Here is a 17,004-nt window from a genome sequence, read left to right on the forward strand (position 1 = left end):
CGCCTCTACCCCAGCAACGCCGCCAGCACGCCGTTCAGCCGTTGGCGCCCCTCCGGCGTGGCGACCAAACGATCGTTGTCCCGCGTCAGGAAGCCGTGGCGGGTCAGGCGCTCCACCGCCGCCGGGTTGACGGGCGACAGGCCGGCGCCCTCGGCCGCCAGGCGCGACAGGCTGACGCCCTCGGCCAGGCGCAGGCCCATCATCAGGGCCTCACGGGCGCGCAACTCCGGTGTCACCCCCTCATCCGCGTGAGCGCCGGTGCCGCCCTCCTCCACCCGTTGCAGCCAGACCTCTGGCGCGCGGTGGGTGCGGGTGGCGATCTTCTGGCCATCAAGTGTCAGGCGGCCATGGGCGCCGGGGCCGACGCCGACATAGTCGCCATAGCGCCAGTAGACCAGATTATGCCGGCTTTCCTGGCCAGGACGGGCGTGGTTGGACACCTCATAGGCCGGCATGCCCGCCTGGTTCAGCAGCGCTTGCGTCGCCTCATACAGGTCGCCCGCCACCTCCTCATCCGGCACCACCAGGGCGCCACGTTGATGCAGGGTATGGAACTGGGTGCCTTCCTCGATGGTCAGCTGATAGAGCGACAAATGGCCGACGGCCAGGTCCAGGGCGCGGGACAGTTCATCCTGCCAGACGGCCACGGTCTGGCCGGGGCGGGCATAGATCAGATCGAAACTGAAACGATCGAAGCTGCGCTTGGCGAGGGCGATGGCCTCCTGCGCCTCGGCCGCCGAGTGCTTGCGGCCCAGCACCTTCAGATCGGTGTCGTTCAGCGCCTGGATGCCCATGGACAGGCGGTTGACGCCGGCGGCGCGGAATCCGGCGAAGCGCGCCGCCTCCGACGAGGTCGGGTTGGCCTCCAACGTCACTTCCACGCCGGAGGATATGCCCCAATGCTGGTCGGCGCGCGCCAGCAGGGCGGCCACGGTTTCCGGCGGCATGAGGGAGGGTGTGCCGCCGCCGAAGAAGACGCTGTCCAGGCGCCGGCGGGGGCCGCCGTCGCGCGCCAGGCGATCGGCCATGGTGTCCAGTTCCCGCAGCATCGCGGCACGCCAGCGGGCCTGGTCCACGCCCTCGCGGACATGGCTGTTGAAGTCGCAATAGGGGCATTTGCTGGCGCAGAACGGCCAGTGCACATAGAGGCCGAAGCCGCCCGGGATGGCGGCGGCGTCCGGGGTGGGGGCGGTCAGCGGAAGCATCGCTCCACCAGCTGGCGGAAGGCGTCGGCCCGGTGGCTGATGGCGTGCTTCTCGTGCGGTTCCATCTCGCCATAGGTCACGGTGTAACCGTCCTGGACGAACATGGGGTCGTAGCCGAAGCCGCGGTCGCCCCGGGGCGGGTTGACCAGCTGGCCGTGCACCTCGCCCTGCACCGTCTCCACATGGCCGTCCGGCCAGGCGATGGTCAGGGCACAGATGAAGCTGGCGTCGCGCGGGGCGCCGGGCGGCAGTTCACGCTCCACCCGCGCCATGGCGGCACGGAAGTCCTTCTCCGGCCCGGCCCAGCGGGCGGAATAGATGCCGGGGTCGCCGTCCAGCGCCTTCACCGCCATGCCGCTGTCGTCAGCCAGCGCCGGCTTACCCGACGCCTGGGCCGCCGCAAGGGCCTTCAGCTCCGCGTTGGCGCGGAAGGTCAGGCCGGTTTCCTCCGGCTCCGGCAGGCCCAGATCCCCCGCCGTGGGAAAGTTGGCGACGTGGTCGCCCAGCAGCGCGGCGATCTCCTTCACCTTGCCCTTGTTGTGGGTGGCGATGATCAGGGTGTCACCGGTGAATTTCCGTGGAGTCATTTGTTTTCCTCAAGCGCCGGCGGGGCATCCGCCCCTTGGCTTGTCCTCGATTTCCAGTCCACTGCGTTCCCCGGAAATCTCCGGCGCCCGCCCGTTTTCGTAAATAGGAGGCGCGGGCTAGGGGCTTGGCTTTTGATGCCAAGCCCCATCGCGGTCAATATGGGGCCGCCGTGATCACAGGCCCAGGGCGGTCTTCTGCAGGGCGGTCAACTGGCCGATGCCGTGGCGGGCATGGCGCAGCAGCTCGTTGAACTGGGATTCGTCGAAGGGGCGTTCCTCGGCCGTGCCCTGGATTTCCACGATGCCGCCGGATCCCGTCAGCACGAAGTTGGCGTCGGCCTGGGCGTTGCTGTCCTCGGCATAATCCAGGTCCAGCACGGCCTGGCCGTTGTAGATGCCGCAGGAGATGGCGGCCACGCTGTCGATCAGGGGGATCTGCTTCACCACGCCGATGCGCAACAGGTGGCTGAAGGCCTGGTGCAGGGCGACATAGCTGCCGGTGATGGCGGCGGTGCGGGTGCCGCCGTCGGCCTGCAGCACATCGCAGTCGATCTTCACCTGGACCTCGCCCATGGCCTTGCGGTCGGTGACGGCGCGGAGCGCGCGGCCGATCAGGCGCTGGATTTCCTGGGTGCGGCCGGACTGCTTGCCCTTGGCGGCCTCACGGTCGGTGCGGCTGTGGGTGGCGCGGGGCAGCATGCCGTATTCCGCCGTCACCCAGCCCAGGCCCTGGCCGCGCAGGAAGGGCGGCACCTTTTCCTCGACGCTGGCCGTGCACAGCACGTGGGTGTCGCCAAAGCGCACGAGGCAGGAGCCTTCGGCGTACTTGGCGAAGCCGGTCTCAAGCGAAACGGCACGAAGCTGGTCGGCGGCGCGGCCGGAAGGGCGGGTCATGGCGGGGCGGTCCCGTGGCTGTCTATGAAAAGAGAAGACCCTACGTAGCGACGGATGGGCCGCCCTGTCCACCCTGGATGTGCCCACGCATGGCACGCCCGCCGCCGGGGCGGCCCAAGGGGCACAGGGAGCCCAGGGGGCCCGGCGGGATTGATCCGGGGTGATTGATAACACCCGCCGCGCCCATTAGATTTAGGGATGGGCGTGCCTTGAGGCCCGCCGCCACCCCGTGGACCCGACCCGCGCCCCCATGATCACCGAGATGAACCAGCGTTCCCGCGACATCTTCCGGCAGATCGTGGAAGCTTATGTCGAAACGGGCGAGCCAGTCGGCAGCCGCACCCTGTCGCGGCGCCTGGGCATCAGCCTGTCGCCGGCCACCATCCGCAACGTCATGGCGGATTTGGAGGAGCTGGGCCTGCTGAAGGCCCCGCACACCTCGGCCGGCCGCGTGCCGACGGAGGTGGGCCTGCGCCTGTTCGTCAACGGCCTGCTGGAAGTGGGGGACCTGTCGGAGGATGAGCGGGTCAGCATCGACGCCCAGTGCGCCGCCTCCGGCCGCTCCCTGCCCGAGGCGCTGGAAGAGGCGACGACCATGCTGTCGGGCCTGTCGTCCTGCGCCGGGCTGGTGATGGCGCCCAAGACCGACCGGCCGCTGAAGCATATCGAATTCGTGAACCTGCAGCCCGGCCGCGCCCTGGTGGTGCTGGTGACGGAGGACGGCCTGGTGGAGAACCGGGTGGTGGAGGTGCCGATGGGCATCCCCTCCTCCGTCCTGCAGATGGCCAGCAATTACCTGAACGCCCGCGTGGTCGGCCGCACCCTGGCCGAGGCCCGCACCCGCCTGCTGGCGGAAGCGGAGGAACAGCGCACCCAGCTGGACGAGCTGACCCGCCGGGTGGTGGACACGGGCATGGCCACCTGGGCCGGCAGCCGTAACAACGGCGTGCTGATCGTGCGCGGCCAGGCCAAGCTGTTGGACGATGTCAGCGCCCTGTCGGACCTGGAACGCATCCGCAGCCTGTTCGAGGCGCTGGAGACCCGCGACGCCATGATGCGCCTGCTGGAGGCGACGGGTAGTGCGGAGGGCGTGCAAATCTTCATCGGGGCGGAGAATAACCTGTTCAGCCACGCCGGCTGTTCCCTGATCGTCTCGCCCTACACCAACGGCAAGGACCAGATCGTCGGCGCCATCGGGGTGATCGGACCGACACGGATCAATTACGCCCGCATCATTCCCATGGTTGACTATACCGCGAAGGTCATCAGCCGGATGATCGGCTAGGGCCGCCCCATTATTGACCCCACCGCCGCCGCATGGCCTCTGGCGCGACGGCTGTAGTATACCTATCTTCCACCCGTCCCGGCGGTGGCAAGCCGCCTTCTTCCGCACACCCGTAGAGACCGCACGCAAGATGACCGATCACACCGAGACGACCGCCGCCCCCGAAACCGACGCCGCCCCGCAGCAGGAAGCGCCGGCCGCCAAGGATGCCGTCGCCACGCTGGAGGCCGAGGTCGCGTCCCTGAAGGACCAGCTGCTGCGCAGCATCGCCGAGGCGGAGAACACCCGCCGCCGCGCCCAGAAGGAACGTGAGGACACCGCCAAGTACGCCGTGTCCGGCTTCGCCAAGGAGCTGCTGGCCGTGGCCGACAATTTGCGCCGCGCCATCGAGGCCGTGCCGGCCGATGTGCGCACCGGCAACGACCAGGTGAACAACCTGCTGACCGGCGTGGAAGCGACCGAGCGCCAGCTGATCGCCGCCTTCGACCGCGCCGGCATCGTGAAGTTGGATCCGCTGAACCAGCCTTTCGACCCCAACTTCCACCAGGTGGTGGCCGAGGTCGACGCCAGCGGCAAGCCCGCCGGCACCGTCGTCACCATCCTGCAGCCCGGCTACACCATCCAGGGCCGCCTGCTGCGCGAGGCCATGGTCTGCGTCGCCAAGGCCGGCACCAACGCCGGCAAGGTCGACACCAGCGCGTGACACGCGCCGTTTCCCTCAAACGGCGGGCGGAAACCCCCGCCGTTTGAGGGCGCCCCTCTTGGAACTAAACCGCCATCGCGGCGGGCTGGCGTAGGGGCAGGTGGCACTGGATCAGCGTGCCATGCTCGCTATCGCTGATTTCCACCCAGCCGCCATGCAGTTCGACGAAGCTTTTCACCAGCGATAGGCCCAGGCCGGCGCCGGCGGGATGGTTCTGCACCTCGCCCCGTTCGAACTTGTTGAACACCCGCTGACGATCGGCGGCGGGAATGCCGATGCCGGTGTCGCTGACCGACAACACCATCTCAGGTCCCTGCTCACCCATCTGGCGCGTGGCCGCCAGCACCACCTGGCCGCCCGGCGGCGTGAACTTCACGGCATTGCTGACCAGGTTGTACAGCGCCTGTTTCAATCGGCGCTCGTCGGCATCCAGCATGCCGATGTCGCAGGGATGTTCCACCCGCAGGGTGACATCCTGCTTGCGCGCCCAGTCCAGGGTCAGGCCCGACACCGCCTCCAGCAACTGCGCGACATCGACGGGCGAGCGGTCCAGGGTCATGAACCCGGCCTCGATGGTGGCCAGGTCCAGGATGTCGTTGATCAGGGCCAGCAGGCGGCGGCTGGCCTCCAGCACGCCCTTGGTATAGTCCGCCTGGCGTTCGTTCAGGGCGCCGAAATACTGGTTATTCAGGATCTCGGCGAAGCCCATGATGGCGTTCAGCGGCGTGCGCAGCTGATAAGAGACGTTGGCGATGAATTCGGATTTCAGCCGGTCGGCTGTCGCCAGCGCCTCGTTGCTGGCGCGCAAGGCCTCCTCCACCCGCACGCTGTCGGTGATGTCCAGCACGCTGATCAGCACGGCGCCATCGGGCAGCGGCACGTTGGAAACGTCGACGATGCTGCGGTCCGTGCGTTCCAGCCGGCCGGCATAGCTGGACCGTTCCAGCAAATCGGCGATCATGGCGCGCCGCCGGGCCGGCCAGTCGCCGTCATGGTCCAGCAGGGGCTGCAGCTTGTCGATCACCTGGGTGATGTGCGGCTCACCGTTCAAATCCATCGGCTTCAGGCGCCAGATGCGGGCGAAGGACGGGTTCCACAGCTTCAGCCGGCCGTCGCCGCCGAACACGGCCACGCCCTCCGCCAGATTGTCCAGCGTCTCCTGCTGCACGGCCATGAGGGTGTTGTAGGAGGACTCGAGCGCCAGGGCGTTGGTCACGTCCTCCAGCACGAACATCAGGCCGCCGAAGGGATGGGGCACGGTGATGTTGCGCAGCGTGGTGCCGTCCGGCAGGTGGGTCATGTCCTCGCGCGGTTCCGTCAGATTGGTGAACTGGGCCAGCAGCGCGCGCTTCCACCGGGGGAAGTCCACCTCCTCCTGCAGGCGGCGGCGACTGCGCAGGTCCTCCAGCACCTCGCCATAGCCGGGCTCGGTCGCCAGCCAGGCTTCGTCCAGCCCCCACAGGCGGGCGTAGGAGCGGTTGTGGAACTTCAGCTTGGTATCGGCGCCGTAGATGGCGATGGCGGAACCCAAATGTTCCAGCACGTCGGCGTGGGCGGCGATGTGACGGTCCAGTTCCGACGCCAGTTCCTGCTCACGGGTGCAGTCCAGCGCATGACCCAGCAGGGCGGGTCCGGCGCCGGTCACCCCCACGGGAGCGGCCAGCGGCGTTTCCGTCAGGCGCAACAACCGCCGCTGGCCGGCGACGATGACATGGCGGCTTTCCGAGGCAGGCGCCTTGGCCGCCAAGGCGCGGGCGGCCAGCGACCGCGCGGCGCCGGGGCCGGTGAGCAATTCCACCCCTTGGGCCACGGCCTCCTCAGGGGCCAGCCCCACCGCGGCGCCGTAAGCCTGGTTGCACCAGAGCAGCGCGCCGTCGGCCCGCCGCATCCACAGAGGAAAGGGCAGCAGGTCGAGGGCGCCGCGAAAGCGGGCGAGGCTTTCCTCCATCCCCTGGCAACGCCCGGCCAGCGCCTGGACATCGGCCGCCGCACCGGTCACGTCGCGCAGCCACAGGACGCTGAGGGCGGCCGGCTGGTCGCCGCCATCCCCCGGCGTGACCGGTGGCGCCGCCGGCCGGCCGATCAGCATCAGGGTACGCCGCCCCTGGGGACAGTAGAGCTGGCGGACGAAGGGCTTGGCGTCGTCCTCCAACTCGCGCATGGACAGGCGCAGGGCGTCGGCATCGGACGGGGCGAAGGCCTGGACGATGTCCTGCGGCCGGTCGCCCGGCTGGGGCGCCGGCAGCCCCAGCCAGCCGCCGATTCCGGAGGAGGCCGCCACCACGCGGCCGGTCCGCCAGGCCAGCCACTCATCAGGGCAGCCCGCCAGCAGGGCATCCGCCCGACCCGCCCGCGCCGCCACCCGGGCGCGCTGGCCGGTCAGGCGCGTCAGGCAGACACCCGCCGCCGCCAGGCTGGCGGCCGACCCCGCCAGCACCAGCGGGAGCGGCAGGTCGGGGAACACCAGGCGCAAGCACGGGATCCCGGAGGCGGCCAGGGCGGCGACAGCAAGCGCGATGGGCAGCGCGATGGGCGGGGACGCGGCGTTCTTGGGCATGACGCCTGAATCTTAGTTAATGACGGGGTGGGTGCCAAGCCAACGGAAGGCTACGTTTTCGTGGCAAACCCTTGCCTCGCCGAACAAAGCCTGGCGACCCGATGTTCCGGCGGCGATGACGGGGGCAAAAGAAAAGGCCGGGCGTTGCGACCCGGCCTTCCCCAAAGGTCCCGGGCCTTGCGGCCCGGGCGACAGTCTCGACGCTTAGTACCGGTAGTGGTCCGGCTTGAACGGGCCCTGCGGGCTGACGGCGATGTAATCGGCCTGCGCCTGGGTCAGCGTGGTCAGGGCGGCGCCGATCTTCGCCAGATGCAGGCGGGCGACCTTCTCGTCCAGGTGCTTGGGCAGGACGTAGACCTTGTTCTCGTACTTCTCGTGGTTGTTCCACAGCTCGATCTGGGCCAGCACCTGGTTGGTGAAGCTGGCGGACATGACGAAGCTGGGATGGCCGGTGGCGCAGCCCAGGTTCACCAGGCGGCCCTTGGCCAGGACGATCAGGCGCTTGCCATCGGGGAACACCACCTCGTCCACCTGCGGCTTCACTTCTTCCCAGACGTAGTTCTGCAGGGCGGCGATCTGGATTTCGCTGTCGAAGTGACCGATGTTGCAGACGATGGCGCGGTCCTTCATCTCACGCATATGGTCCAGCGTGATGACGTCGACGTTGCCGGTGGCGGTGACGAAGATGTCGCCCAGGGGGGCGGCCGTTTCCATCGTCACGACCTGGTAGCCTTCCATGGCGGCCTGCAGGGCGTTGATGGGGTCGATCTCGGTCACCATGACGCGGGCGCCCTGGCTGCGCAGCGAGGCGGCGGAGCCCTTGCCCACGTCGCCATAACCGCAGACCACGGCGACCTTGCCGGCCATCATCACGTCGGTGGCGCGCTTGATGCCATCCACCAGGCTCTCGCGGCAGCCATACAGGTTGTCGAACTTGGACTTGGTGACGCTGTCGTTCACGTTGATGGCCGGAACCTTCAGCGTGCCCTTCTTCATCATCTCATACAGGCGATGCACGCCCGTGGTGGTCTCTTCCGACAGGCCGCGGATCCCGGCCAGGATCTCGGGGTACTTGTCGTGCAGGATCTGGGTGACGTCGCCGCCATCGTCCAGGATCATGTTGGGGGTCCAGCCAGCATAGGGACCCTCGGCCGGGCCGCGCAGCGTCTGCTCGATGCACCACCAGAACTCCTCCTCCGTCTCGCCCTTCCAGGCGAAGACCGGGATGTTGGCGGCGGCGATGGCGGCGGCGGCGTGATCCTGGGTCGAGAAGATGTTGCACGAGGACCAGCGCACGGAGGCGCCCAGATCCACCAGCGTCTCGATCAGCACGGCGGTCTGGATGGTCATGTGCAGGCAGCCGACGATGCGGGCGCCGTCCAGCGGCTTCTTGCCGGCGTATTCCGTGCGCAGGGCCATCAGGCCCGGCATCTCGGTCTCGGCGATGGTGATTTCCTTGCGACCCCAGCCGGCGAGGCCGATGTCCTGGACTTTGTAGTCGGTGAAGGCGGTCATGGGGGCGATGCTCCTCTGGTGCCGTGGGTGCCGTCAGGGCGGGCAAGAGGTGCCGACGCCACGGCCTTTCCAGGCTGGATGATGGGCCTGGGTGTAACAGCGCGATGGCCGACCAGCAAGCATAAAGACATCTTTATGTGTGCATTTGTTGGCAAGCTATCCGTTCGCGAGCCCGCCGGGGCCGGGCGTCACCGCAAGAACCGCTCGACCTCGTGCACCAGCACCACCCGGCCGGCCAGGCGACCACCCAAGGGGCCGCGCACCGCCCGCACCAGGACGGGGTTCGCGGTGACGTAGACCAGTTGCAGTCCCTGCGCCAAGGCCAGGTACAGACAGTCTTGCGCCGGGTGGGTCAGCTGGGCCGCCAGGCGAACCGCGTCGGCCAGCAGGGGCCGCGACGGCATCAGCTCCACCTCCGCCCCCTGAAGGGCCATGGCGGCGGTGGCGGCCTCCACCGCCGTCAGATCGCCCAGGACCACCTTGGCCCCCAGCACCTGGGCCAGGTCGCCCATCAGCACGTCGGGCGCCAGCAGGCGGTGGCCCAGCAGGCGGTCGGCCACGGAGCTGGTCGCCTCCGGCACCACCCATTGCAATGCCACGGAGGCGTCGATGACGAATTGCAGGCTCATGCCTCCTCTCCCGCGCCGAGGTCCGGCGCCACCTCCCGCGTTTCCGGCACGGCGGCCCAGGTCTCCGTCCGCACGCCGGCCATGACGTCGCCAGCCGGCCGGTGGGGGCGGTCGGCCAGGGACTGGCGCAGCGAGGACGCCAGCGCGCGGAAATCCTGCGGCTCGTTGGCCAAGGCCTGGCGCAGAATGTCACGGCACTCGGCTTCCATGGAACGGCCATGGCGGGCGGCGCGCAGCTTCAGGCGGCGCACCAATTCCTCATCCAGGCCACGAACGGTCAATGCTGTGGGCATGCGGGGTCTCCAGCGACTGCCAGCAATGCTGGCAGTGCCGAAGGTGCGGCCAACGTTGGAATCCGGTCAAGCCCGGTTAGGCCGCCGCGTCGTTGAAATCGTCCAGCAACGCCGCGATGCGGCCCTGGTCGGTCTGGTCCATGATGGTGCGGGCCCGGCGCGTGGCCTCCACCAGGTCCAGGCCACGCAGGCGGCGCTTCACCACCGGCAGGTTGTTGGGCGCCATGGACAGCTCACGGATGCCCAGGCCCAGCAGCAGGGCGGTATAGCGGGGATCGCCGGCCATTTCGCCGCAAATGGACACGGGGATGCGGGCCCTTAGCGCCGCCTCGGTGGTGAACTGCACCAGGCGCAGCACCGCCGGATGCAGCGGGTCGTACAGGTCGGCCACCTGCTCGTCGCCCCGGTCGATGGCCAGGGTGTATTGGATCAGGTCGTTGGTGCCGATGGCGAAAAAGTCGCAGAAGGGCGCCAGCCCGTCGGCCGACAGGGCGGCCCCCGGAATCTCGATCATGATGCCCAGCTTGGGCAAGGGGCTGGCGATCTTCACCCCCCGGCGGCGCAGGCGGCGCACCACCGTCGCCATGATCTCGCGCACCCGCCGCACCTCGGCGATGGAGCTGATCATGGGCAGCAGGATGCGCAGATTGCCGTGGGCGCCGGCGCGCAGCATGGCGGCCAGCTGGGTTTCCAGCAGCTTGGGTTCCTTCAGCGACAGGCGGATGGCGCGCAGGCCCAGGGCGGGGTTGGTCGGCTCCGCGAAATAGCCCCGCAGCGCCGTGGCGATCTTCTCCCCGCCGATGTCCAGCGTACGGGCCGTCACCGGCTTGCCGTCCATGTTGGCGACGATGCGGGTCAGGATCTCCGTCTGCTCATCCTCGTCGGGCAGGTCCTCGCGGTTCATGAACAGGAATTCGGTACGCAGCAGGCCCACGCCCGAGGCGCCGACCTCGATGGCGCCGTCCAGCTCGCGCGGCAGCTCCAGGTTGGCGTTGAGCGTGACGGCGGTGCCGTCGCGGGTGATGGCCGGCAGCTTGCGCAGGCTTTTCAGCTGCGCCCGCTCGGCCAGCAGTTCCGCCCGCCGGCGGCGGTATCCGTCCAGCACGTCCGGGCTGGGGTTGACGCAGACCTGGCCGGTGATGCCGTCCACCACCACGGTGTCGCCGTTCTGCACGCCTTGCATCAGGCCCAGCGTGCCCAGCACCGCCGGCAGGCCGAGCGATCGCGCCATGATGGCGGTGTGCCCCTCGGCACCGCCCAGCATGGTGGCGAAGCCGGCGATGCGGCGCGGATCCATCAGCGCGGTGTCGGCGGGGCTCAGATCCTCCGCCAGGACGATGCAGCCCTCCGGCAGGAAGGAGAAGGCCTGGTATTTGTGCTGCATCAGGTTGCGCAGCAGGCGCTGCCCCACCTCGCGCACGTCGGCGACACGGGCCGCCAGGTAGGCGTCCTCCATGTCGGCGAAGCTTTGCGCGATGCTGGTGATCTCCGCCTGCACCGCCGCCTCGGCGTTCACCTTGTCCTCGCGGATGCGCCGTTCCACCCCGCGCATGAGGCGGGAGCCCGAGAGCATGGCGAAATGGGCGTCCAGCAGGAAGCCGATCTCCTCCGCGGCACTGCCGGGCAGGGTGGACGCCTTGCTCTTCAGCTTGCGCACCTGGCGGCGCGCCTTGTCGGCGGCGGCGGCGAAGCGTTGGACTTCCGCCTCCAGCTCGGCCTCGACGACGGCGTATTCCGGGGCCAGCAGCGCGCCGGCGTCGACCACGTGGGCCGGCCCGATGGCGATGCCGGACGACACGCCCACGCCCCGCAGCACGCGGTCCACCACGACCTTCGCCGCGCGGCCCCGGCCACCCTCACGCCCAGATGAACGATCGGCCATTTGCCGTTCAGTCCTCATCGAACTTGCGATCGACCAGGGCGACCAGCGCGTCCAGGGCCTGTTCCCCCTGGGGGCCCTTGGCCCGCAGGGTGATGGAGGTGCCGATCGCGGCCGCCAGCATCATCAGCCCCATGATGGACTGGCCGTTGACCTGGGTATCGCCCCGCTCCACCTCGACCTCGGCGTCGAATTCCGCCGCCAGCTTCACGAATTTGGCGGCCGCGCGGGCGTGCAGGCCCCGGCGATTCTGGATCAGCGCCGTGCGCGGCGGCCCGAAGGCGCCCATGTCACGCCCATCCGCCCCCTCCCCTTCGCCCGTCATGGCTCAGCTGTCCGCCAACAGGGACGAGGCGACGTTGATGTATTTGCGGCCCGCCTCGCGCGCGGCCTGGACGGCGCTTTCCAGCGTCTCCGTCTTCCGCACCGACGCCAGCTTGATCAGCATGGGCAGGTTCACGCCGGCGATCACCTCGACCTTGGCGCGGTCCATGATGCTGATGGCCAGGTTGGAGGGCGTGCCGCCGAACATGTCGGTCAGGACCACCACCCCGGCGCCGCTGTCGCACTCCGCGACCTTGGCCAGGATGTCTTCCCGCCGCTTTTCCATGTCGTCTTCCGGCCCAATGCAGACCGCGCGCACCTGCGGCTGTTCCCCCACCACATGCTGGAGGGCCAGTATGAACTCCTCGGCCAGGCGGCCGTGGGTCACGAGGACCATACCGATCATCGGGTCTCCCTATTGACGACAAGCGCGGGCTCCGGGACTACGCCGGACCGGTCCAATTCCCGGTGGGCGACGCCCACCCTGGAGCCCTGGGTTTGCAACCATGCCGCCAGCCGGTTGGCGACAAAGACGGAGCGGTGACGACCCCCGGTGCACCCCACGGCGATGGTGAGGTAGCGTTTGCCCTCGCTCATGTAGCGGGGCAGCAGGGGGGCCAGCAAGCGGGTGAGGTTGTCGAAGAAGGCGGGAAAATCCCCATCCTTCTCGATGAAGGCGCCCACGGGCGGATCGTTCCCGGTCAGGGGACGGAGATCGGGATCCCAGTGGGGATTGTCCAGGAAACGGACGTCGAACACCAGGTCAGCCTCACGCGGGACGCCGTGGCGGAACGAAAAGCTGGTCACGAAGACATGCAACGACGGCGCCGTGTCCAACCGGAAATGCCCGCCCAGCAGACGGCGGACATCGTGGATGGAAAGCTGGGTCGTGTCGACGACCACATCGGCATTGTCACGCAAGGACCACAGCAAGGTGCGTTCCCGGGCGATGCCGTCGGGCACGGGGCGGTCGGTGGCCAGGGGATGGGGCCGGCGGGTTTCGGTATAGCGCCGCTGCAGCGCCTCGTCCGAGGCCTCCATGAACAGCAGGCTGACCGGCCGGCCGGTGGCGTGGCGCAGCCGGTCCAGTTCCGCCAGCACGGCGTCGGCGGAGAAATCGCGGGTGCGGCTGTCGATGCCGATGGCCAGCGGCCGGTCGCTGGCCTGTTCCACCAAATGGGTCAGCAGCGACAGGCGCAGATTGTCCACCGCCTCATACCCCAGATCCTCCAGCGCCTTCAGCGCGGTGGAGAGGCCGCCACCGGACAGGCCGGTGATCACCACCACCGGCGGCAGGGGGGCCTTGTCCTGGGGCGCCACCGCAGGGGCGGGCGTCTGCTGCAGGCTCATGCCGCGACCTCCTCCCAGGTGGGGGGCACCAGGGGCAGGCCCGCCGCCAGCGTGGCCAACACCAGGCGCACCGTGGCGGGGGCCGAGGCGGCGAAGGGCCAAAGGGCGACGCGGGGCACCATGACGTCCGCCAGCGACACGGCGGCCGGGTCCGGCAGACGGGCGACGGCGTCGCGGTCCATCAAATCCACCACCAGGCGAAGGGGGGCGGACGGGGCGAAGGGAACGGGCAGGATGCCGACACCGCGCACTTCCAGCAGGCCGGCCAGGCGTTCGGGCGCGGTGGCGATCAGGACGGCGGTCGGCGCGGATGGGGTATCGGCGGTGAGGAGCACCTGATCGTCGGCGACCAGCAGGGCGCCCGCATCCACCAGACGCAAGGCCAAGTCGGACTTTCCCGACCCCGACGCCCCCCGGAGGAGGACGCCGGCGCCGCCAACACTGACGCAAGTGGCATGGACGCGGATCATGGTCGAGGGAAGGTGCGACCGATGGCCCCCCCTGTCAATGGCATGACGCGTATGCGCGGCCCCCCCGGACCCGCCCCCCCTGCTCATCGTCCCCCCGACAGCCTGTCGTTTACCACCCAGGATTCCCCACGGCATCGCGCCCCCATGCGCGAATGGATATGGGATACCCCCCGCTCGCCGCCGGTTTTACCAGAAGACCCGGGAACGCGCAAAGCCGGGCGCCTGCGTTTTTGGCGGCGCAACATGCCGGTTGAACATTTGCCAAAGACGGCCAGCGACCGGCGGGGCTAAACTGCGCCTCGGGGGTCGCCCTGCCGAACGGGGCGAAATGCCGCCCTTGGCCCTTCGCGAAGCCGCCCCATATCTTTTTTCCGCCCCACGGGACGCCGGCCGCCTTCCCCTCTGCCGCCGCCACCATCCGGTTGCGTCGCACCATCGGCCAACAAACGACAGGTCTCCCCATGCCCGACAATTCCTCCCCCCAGGACACGCCCCGCCCGCCCGACCAGGGGCGTGCCAGCCGGCCCCACAAGCGGGTCAACCTGGCCCTGCAAGGGGGCGGGTCGCACGGGGCCTTCACCTGGGGCGTGCTGGACCGCCTGCTGGAGGATGGCCGGTTGGAGGTGGAGGCCATTTCCGGCACCAGCGCCGGCGCCATGAACGCCGTGGTCATGGCCCATGGCTATGGCAAGGACGGCCGCGACGGCGCCCGCCAGGCGCTGCGCGCCTTCTGGACCAAGGTGGGCGAAGCCGGGCGCGCCTCCCCCCTGCAGCGCAGCTGGCTGTCGCGGCTGCGCGGCAGCTGGCGGGTGGACGACAGCCCGGGCTATGCCTTCATCAACCTGATGAACATGGTGGTCTCGCCCTATCAGAGCAATCCGCTGGGCATCAACCCGTTGCGCCGCATCCTGGAGGATCTGGTGGATTTCGATGTGGTGCGCTACGCCGCCGGCATCGATCTCTACCTGTCCGCCACCAATGTGGAGACAGGCAAGGTCAAGATCTTCCGCAACCGCGACATCACGGTGGATGCCGTCCTGGCCTCGGCCTGCCTGCCCCAGATGTTCCAGGCGGTGGAGATCAAGGGGGAGTATTTCTGGGACGGCGGTTTCATGGGCAACCCGTCGCTATGGCCCATCGCGTATGAGAATGAGAGCCACGACATCATCGTCGTGCAAATCAACCCGCTGATGCGCAAGGGCGTGCCCAAGACCCCGTTCGAGATCGCCGACCGGGTGAACGAGATCACCTTCAACGCCTCACTGATGCGCGAAATGCGCTCCATCCGCTTCGTCTCGCGCCTGATCGACTCGGGCGACCTGCAGTCCGACCAGTACAAGGCCCTGCGCATGCACGTCATCGAGAATGACGAGGCCCTGGCCGACATGCACGCCTCCAGCAAGCTGAACGCCGAGCCGGAGTTCCTGCAATATCTGTTCACCAAGGGACGGGAAACGGCGGAGTGCTGGCTGGCCGCCAATTTCGACAAGGTCGGCGTGGAGACCAGCGTCGATATCGTCCACGATTATCTGTGATGCCGTCCGCACGACCCTTCCGCCGGATTGCGCCTTAAGGGGCCTTGGCCGGCGGGGCCTCATCGCTATATGATCCGCCCATGGTCGAGACGCGCCCCACCTCTTCCCGCCTGGGCGGGCTGATCCCCGATGGTTCGGGGCGGAACTCCATGCTGGTTCCGCCGCCCGCACCCACCCGCGCCGTGCAAAAGGCCAAGCCGGGCAGCCGCTGGCCCACCGCCCGTGAACTGGCCAGTCTGATGGTCAACGGCATACTGACCCTGCCCGCGCGCTACCGCCGCGGCATGTTCCTGGACGTGTTGCTCTAATACCCACGGCATTTGATCGTGACCGGTCAAATGCCGGCCCTCAATCGCCGGGCGCGACCATCCGGTCGCTTGGCTTCCTCGCTTTCCAGTCCGCTACGCTCCCCGCAAAGCTCCAGCGCCCGCAGTCGCGGGCTACAGCGGCACAAGTCAGAATCTCGTGCCGCTGCTCTTAAGTTTCCCATCAGCGGCCTTCCGTCAGCACGATCAGACGCTCCACCGCGCCGGACAGGGCCGGCAAGTGTTCCAGCACGCTGTTCCACAGCACGCGGGTCGCCACCCGCCGGTCAGGGGGATGCAGCAGTTGCCCCATGGCCGCGATCTGCCGCCAGGGAATATCGGGCTCCGCCGCCTTCAGGTCGGCGGGGATGTGCTGGACGGAGGCGGACACCATTTCCAACGCCCGCTCCACGGCGCGCTGCAGGCCCCAGTTGGCGGCGAAGTCCGGATAGGCGATGCCGGCGGTGATGCCGCTGATACCGTCCAGGATCTCCCTCAGATCGCCCAGCCGCAGGATGACGCTGCGCCGCATCTCAACCCCCGCCTTTCGAAAGACGCCCAGGGCCGCTCAAAACACGCACAGGGCTTCCGCCTCGATGCGGTTGCGCAGCCGGGGGTGCAGGCTGTCACGGGTGACCACGTCCGATTGGCGGCCCAGGATGGCCCGCACCCTGTCCTGGATGTCGGCCAACTCGATCAGGCTGAAGCGCGGGTCATGGGTGTCCAGGAACAGCTCCACCCCGCCGCCCCGCTCCGCCGGAACAGAGTCCCCCACCAGGAACAGATGCGCCACGCCGGCCCGGTGCAACTCGGCCTCATGGGCGCGCAGCTTGCTGACCGCCTGTTCCGGATTCATCGCCGCCTCCTCAGCCGTTCTTGAGGGAGGCTAACATTTCCCGCCTCAGGATGGCATTGATACGGGATTGGTAGCCCTTGCCCTGTGACCGCAGCCAAGCCAGCACGTCGGAGTCGATCCGCACGGTGGTTGACGTCTTGGTCGGCTTGTGGAAACGACCGCGCACGGCGTTCTTCCAGAACTCCTCCGTCAATTCGGGGATGTCACTGGTGTCGATTTCGCTGTCCGGCCGTTCGGCCAGGGCTTTCAATTGAGCCTCCTCCGCCTCGGTCAAGGGAGGAAGATCGGACATTTTCATCCTAACCATCTTCGTGCTCATACCGGCGCCTTTCCGTCCGTGTGGCCTTTCAGGCTGAGATGATGCGGACGACCTCGACAGTTTGGCCCTCGTCGTCCTCTTCCCACAGAGTATGGGCGACCAACAGCACCAGACTGCTTTTGACCATACCCAGGGTCTGCCAACGAATCTCACCACCTTCGATGCGATCCTGCCGGGTTTGGGCGAAGGGATCATCGAAGGCGCGCATGGCGATTTCAAAGGTGATCCCGTGCTTGCGGTGATTGCTCGCCGCCTTTATCGGATCCCATTCGAACAGCCTGTCCATACGAGGATGTTA

Annotated in this window: 20 protein-coding genes; 4 read left to right on the forward strand and 16 right to left on the reverse strand. The window is 68.4% G+C overall.

What is annotated here, in order from left to right:
- Positions 1-5: 5 nt before the first annotated feature.
- From hemW to rph, 3 genes are all read right to left on the reverse strand, one after another.
- Positions 6-1,205: a radical SAM family heme chaperone HemW gene (gene hemW / locus FHS74_RS20580; RefSeq protein WP_184804321.1), complete on the reverse strand. Its 1,200-nt coding sequence runs from the start codon at positions 1,203-1,205 to the stop codon at positions 6-8.
- Positions 1,193-1,792 carry an RdgB/HAM1 family non-canonical purine NTP pyrophosphatase gene (gene rdgB / locus FHS74_RS20585; protein ID WP_184804324.1) on the reverse strand — a complete coding sequence of 200 codons (600 nt, stop codon included), beginning with the start codon at positions 1,790-1,792 and terminating at the stop codon, positions 1,193-1,195. The genes hemW and rdgB overlap by 13 nt, the downstream gene beginning before the upstream one ends.
- Before the next feature lie 174 nt (positions 1,793-1,966).
- Positions 1,967-2,686, reverse strand: a complete 720-nt coding sequence (rph, locus tag FHS74_RS20590) for a ribonuclease PH (RefSeq protein WP_184804327.1) — start codon at positions 2,684-2,686, stop codon at positions 1,967-1,969.
- 250 nt (positions 2,687-2,936) lie between these two features.
- Here rph and hrcA point away from each other — a divergent pair, with 250 nt between their 5' ends.
- A complete protein-coding gene (gene hrcA, locus FHS74_RS20595) occupies positions 2,937-3,971 on the forward strand; it encodes a heat-inducible transcriptional repressor HrcA (protein WP_184804557.1) in 1,035 nt (344 codons plus the stop codon).
- Positions 3,972-4,101: 130 nt separating this feature from the next.
- Positions 4,102-4,674, forward strand: coding sequence for a nucleotide exchange factor GrpE (locus tag FHS74_RS20600; RefSeq protein WP_184804330.1), 573 nt, complete (start codon positions 4,102-4,104; stop codon positions 4,672-4,674).
- A gap of 64 nt (positions 4,675-4,738) precedes the next feature.
- Here FHS74_RS20600 and FHS74_RS20605 read toward each other — a convergent pair whose 3' ends face one another.
- The 9 genes from FHS74_RS20605 to FHS74_RS20645 form a co-directional block, all read right to left on the reverse strand.
- Complete coding sequence (locus tag FHS74_RS20605; RefSeq protein WP_281384676.1) at positions 4,739-7,231, reverse strand: ATP-binding protein; 2,493 nt, start codon at positions 7,229-7,231, stop codon at positions 4,739-4,741.
- A 204-nt stretch (positions 7,232-7,435) separates the two neighbouring features.
- Positions 7,436-8,746: an adenosylhomocysteinase gene (gene ahcY, locus FHS74_RS20610; protein ID WP_184804333.1), complete on the reverse strand. Its 1,311-nt coding sequence runs from the start codon at positions 8,744-8,746 to the stop codon at positions 7,436-7,438.
- A gap of 188 nt (positions 8,747-8,934) precedes the next feature.
- Entirely contained in the window at positions 8,935-9,375 is a 441-nt protein-coding gene (locus FHS74_RS20615) for a type II toxin-antitoxin system VapC family toxin (RefSeq protein ID WP_184804336.1), read from the reverse strand.
- The gene (locus FHS74_RS20620) at positions 9,372-9,668 is read right to left on the reverse strand and encodes a FitA-like ribbon-helix-helix domain-containing protein (RefSeq protein ID WP_184804339.1); all 297 of its coding nucleotides are present in this window, start codon (positions 9,666-9,668) and stop codon (positions 9,372-9,374) included. Before FHS74_RS20620 ends, FHS74_RS20615 begins: the two co-directional genes overlap by 4 nt.
- A gap of 76 nt (positions 9,669-9,744) precedes the next feature.
- The gene (gene ptsP / locus FHS74_RS20625; protein WP_184804342.1) at positions 9,745-11,550 is read right to left on the reverse strand and encodes a phosphoenolpyruvate--protein phosphotransferase; all 1,806 of its coding nucleotides are present in this window, start codon (positions 11,548-11,550) and stop codon (positions 9,745-9,747) included.
- A 7-nt stretch (positions 11,551-11,557) separates the two neighbouring features.
- Positions 11,558-11,872: an HPr family phosphocarrier protein gene (locus FHS74_RS20630; RefSeq protein ID WP_246463257.1), complete on the reverse strand. Its 315-nt coding sequence runs from the start codon at positions 11,870-11,872 to the stop codon at positions 11,558-11,560.
- A 3-nt stretch (positions 11,873-11,875) separates the two neighbouring features.
- Positions 11,876-12,277, reverse strand: a complete 402-nt coding sequence (locus FHS74_RS20635; RefSeq protein ID WP_184804345.1) for a PTS sugar transporter subunit IIA — start codon at positions 12,275-12,277, stop codon at positions 11,876-11,878.
- Positions 12,274-13,221 (reverse strand): RNase adapter RapZ, encoded by a 948-nt coding sequence (gene rapZ / locus FHS74_RS20640; protein ID WP_184804348.1) that lies wholly within the window; start codon positions 13,219-13,221, stop codon positions 12,274-12,276. Before rapZ ends, FHS74_RS20635 begins: the two co-directional genes overlap by 4 nt.
- Positions 13,218-13,691: an HPr kinase/phosphorylase gene (locus FHS74_RS20645; protein ID WP_184804350.1), complete on the reverse strand. Its 474-nt coding sequence runs from the start codon at positions 13,689-13,691 to the stop codon at positions 13,218-13,220. The genes rapZ and FHS74_RS20645 overlap by 4 nt, the downstream gene beginning before the upstream one ends.
- 461 nt (positions 13,692-14,152) lie before the next feature.
- Here FHS74_RS20645 and FHS74_RS20650 point away from each other — a divergent pair, with 461 nt between their 5' ends.
- Both FHS74_RS20650 and FHS74_RS20655 read left to right on the forward strand, forming a co-directional pair.
- Positions 14,153-15,226, forward strand: a complete 1,074-nt coding sequence (locus tag FHS74_RS20650; RefSeq protein ID WP_184804353.1) for a patatin-like phospholipase family protein — start codon at positions 14,153-14,155, stop codon at positions 15,224-15,226.
- A gap of 80 nt (positions 15,227-15,306) precedes the next feature.
- The gene (locus tag FHS74_RS20655) at positions 15,307-15,534 is read left to right on the forward strand and encodes a hypothetical protein (protein ID WP_184804356.1); all 228 of its coding nucleotides are present in this window, start codon (positions 15,307-15,309) and stop codon (positions 15,532-15,534) included.
- A 181-nt stretch (positions 15,535-15,715) separates the two neighbouring features.
- On the opposite strand, the gene FHS74_RS20660 is transcribed toward FHS74_RS20655, so the two are convergent.
- The 4 genes from FHS74_RS20660 to FHS74_RS20675 are packed head-to-tail and all read right to left on the reverse strand — an operon-like array spanning position 15,716 to position 16,992.
- The gene (locus tag FHS74_RS20660; protein ID WP_184804359.1) at positions 15,716-16,063 is read right to left on the reverse strand and encodes a HepT-like ribonuclease domain-containing protein; all 348 of its coding nucleotides are present in this window, start codon (positions 16,061-16,063) and stop codon (positions 15,716-15,718) included.
- Positions 16,064-16,099: 36 nt separating this feature from the next.
- A complete protein-coding gene (locus tag FHS74_RS20665) occupies positions 16,100-16,387 on the reverse strand; it encodes a nucleotidyltransferase family protein (RefSeq protein ID WP_184804361.1) in 288 nt (95 codons plus the stop codon).
- A gap of 10 nt (positions 16,388-16,397) precedes the next feature.
- The gene (locus FHS74_RS20670; RefSeq protein WP_246463258.1) at positions 16,398-16,679 is read right to left on the reverse strand and encodes a BrnA antitoxin family protein; all 282 of its coding nucleotides are present in this window, start codon (positions 16,677-16,679) and stop codon (positions 16,398-16,400) included.
- A gap of 55 nt (positions 16,680-16,734) precedes the next feature.
- The gene (locus tag FHS74_RS20675) at positions 16,735-16,992 is read right to left on the reverse strand and encodes a BrnT family toxin (RefSeq protein ID WP_184804367.1); all 258 of its coding nucleotides are present in this window, start codon (positions 16,990-16,992) and stop codon (positions 16,735-16,737) included.
- Between the last annotated feature and the right edge of the window lie 12 nt (positions 16,993-17,004).

It is taken from the genome of Nitrospirillum iridis (assembly GCF_014205765.1).
Lineage (GTDB): Bacteria > Pseudomonadota > Alphaproteobacteria > Azospirillales > Azospirillaceae > Nitrospirillum > Nitrospirillum iridis.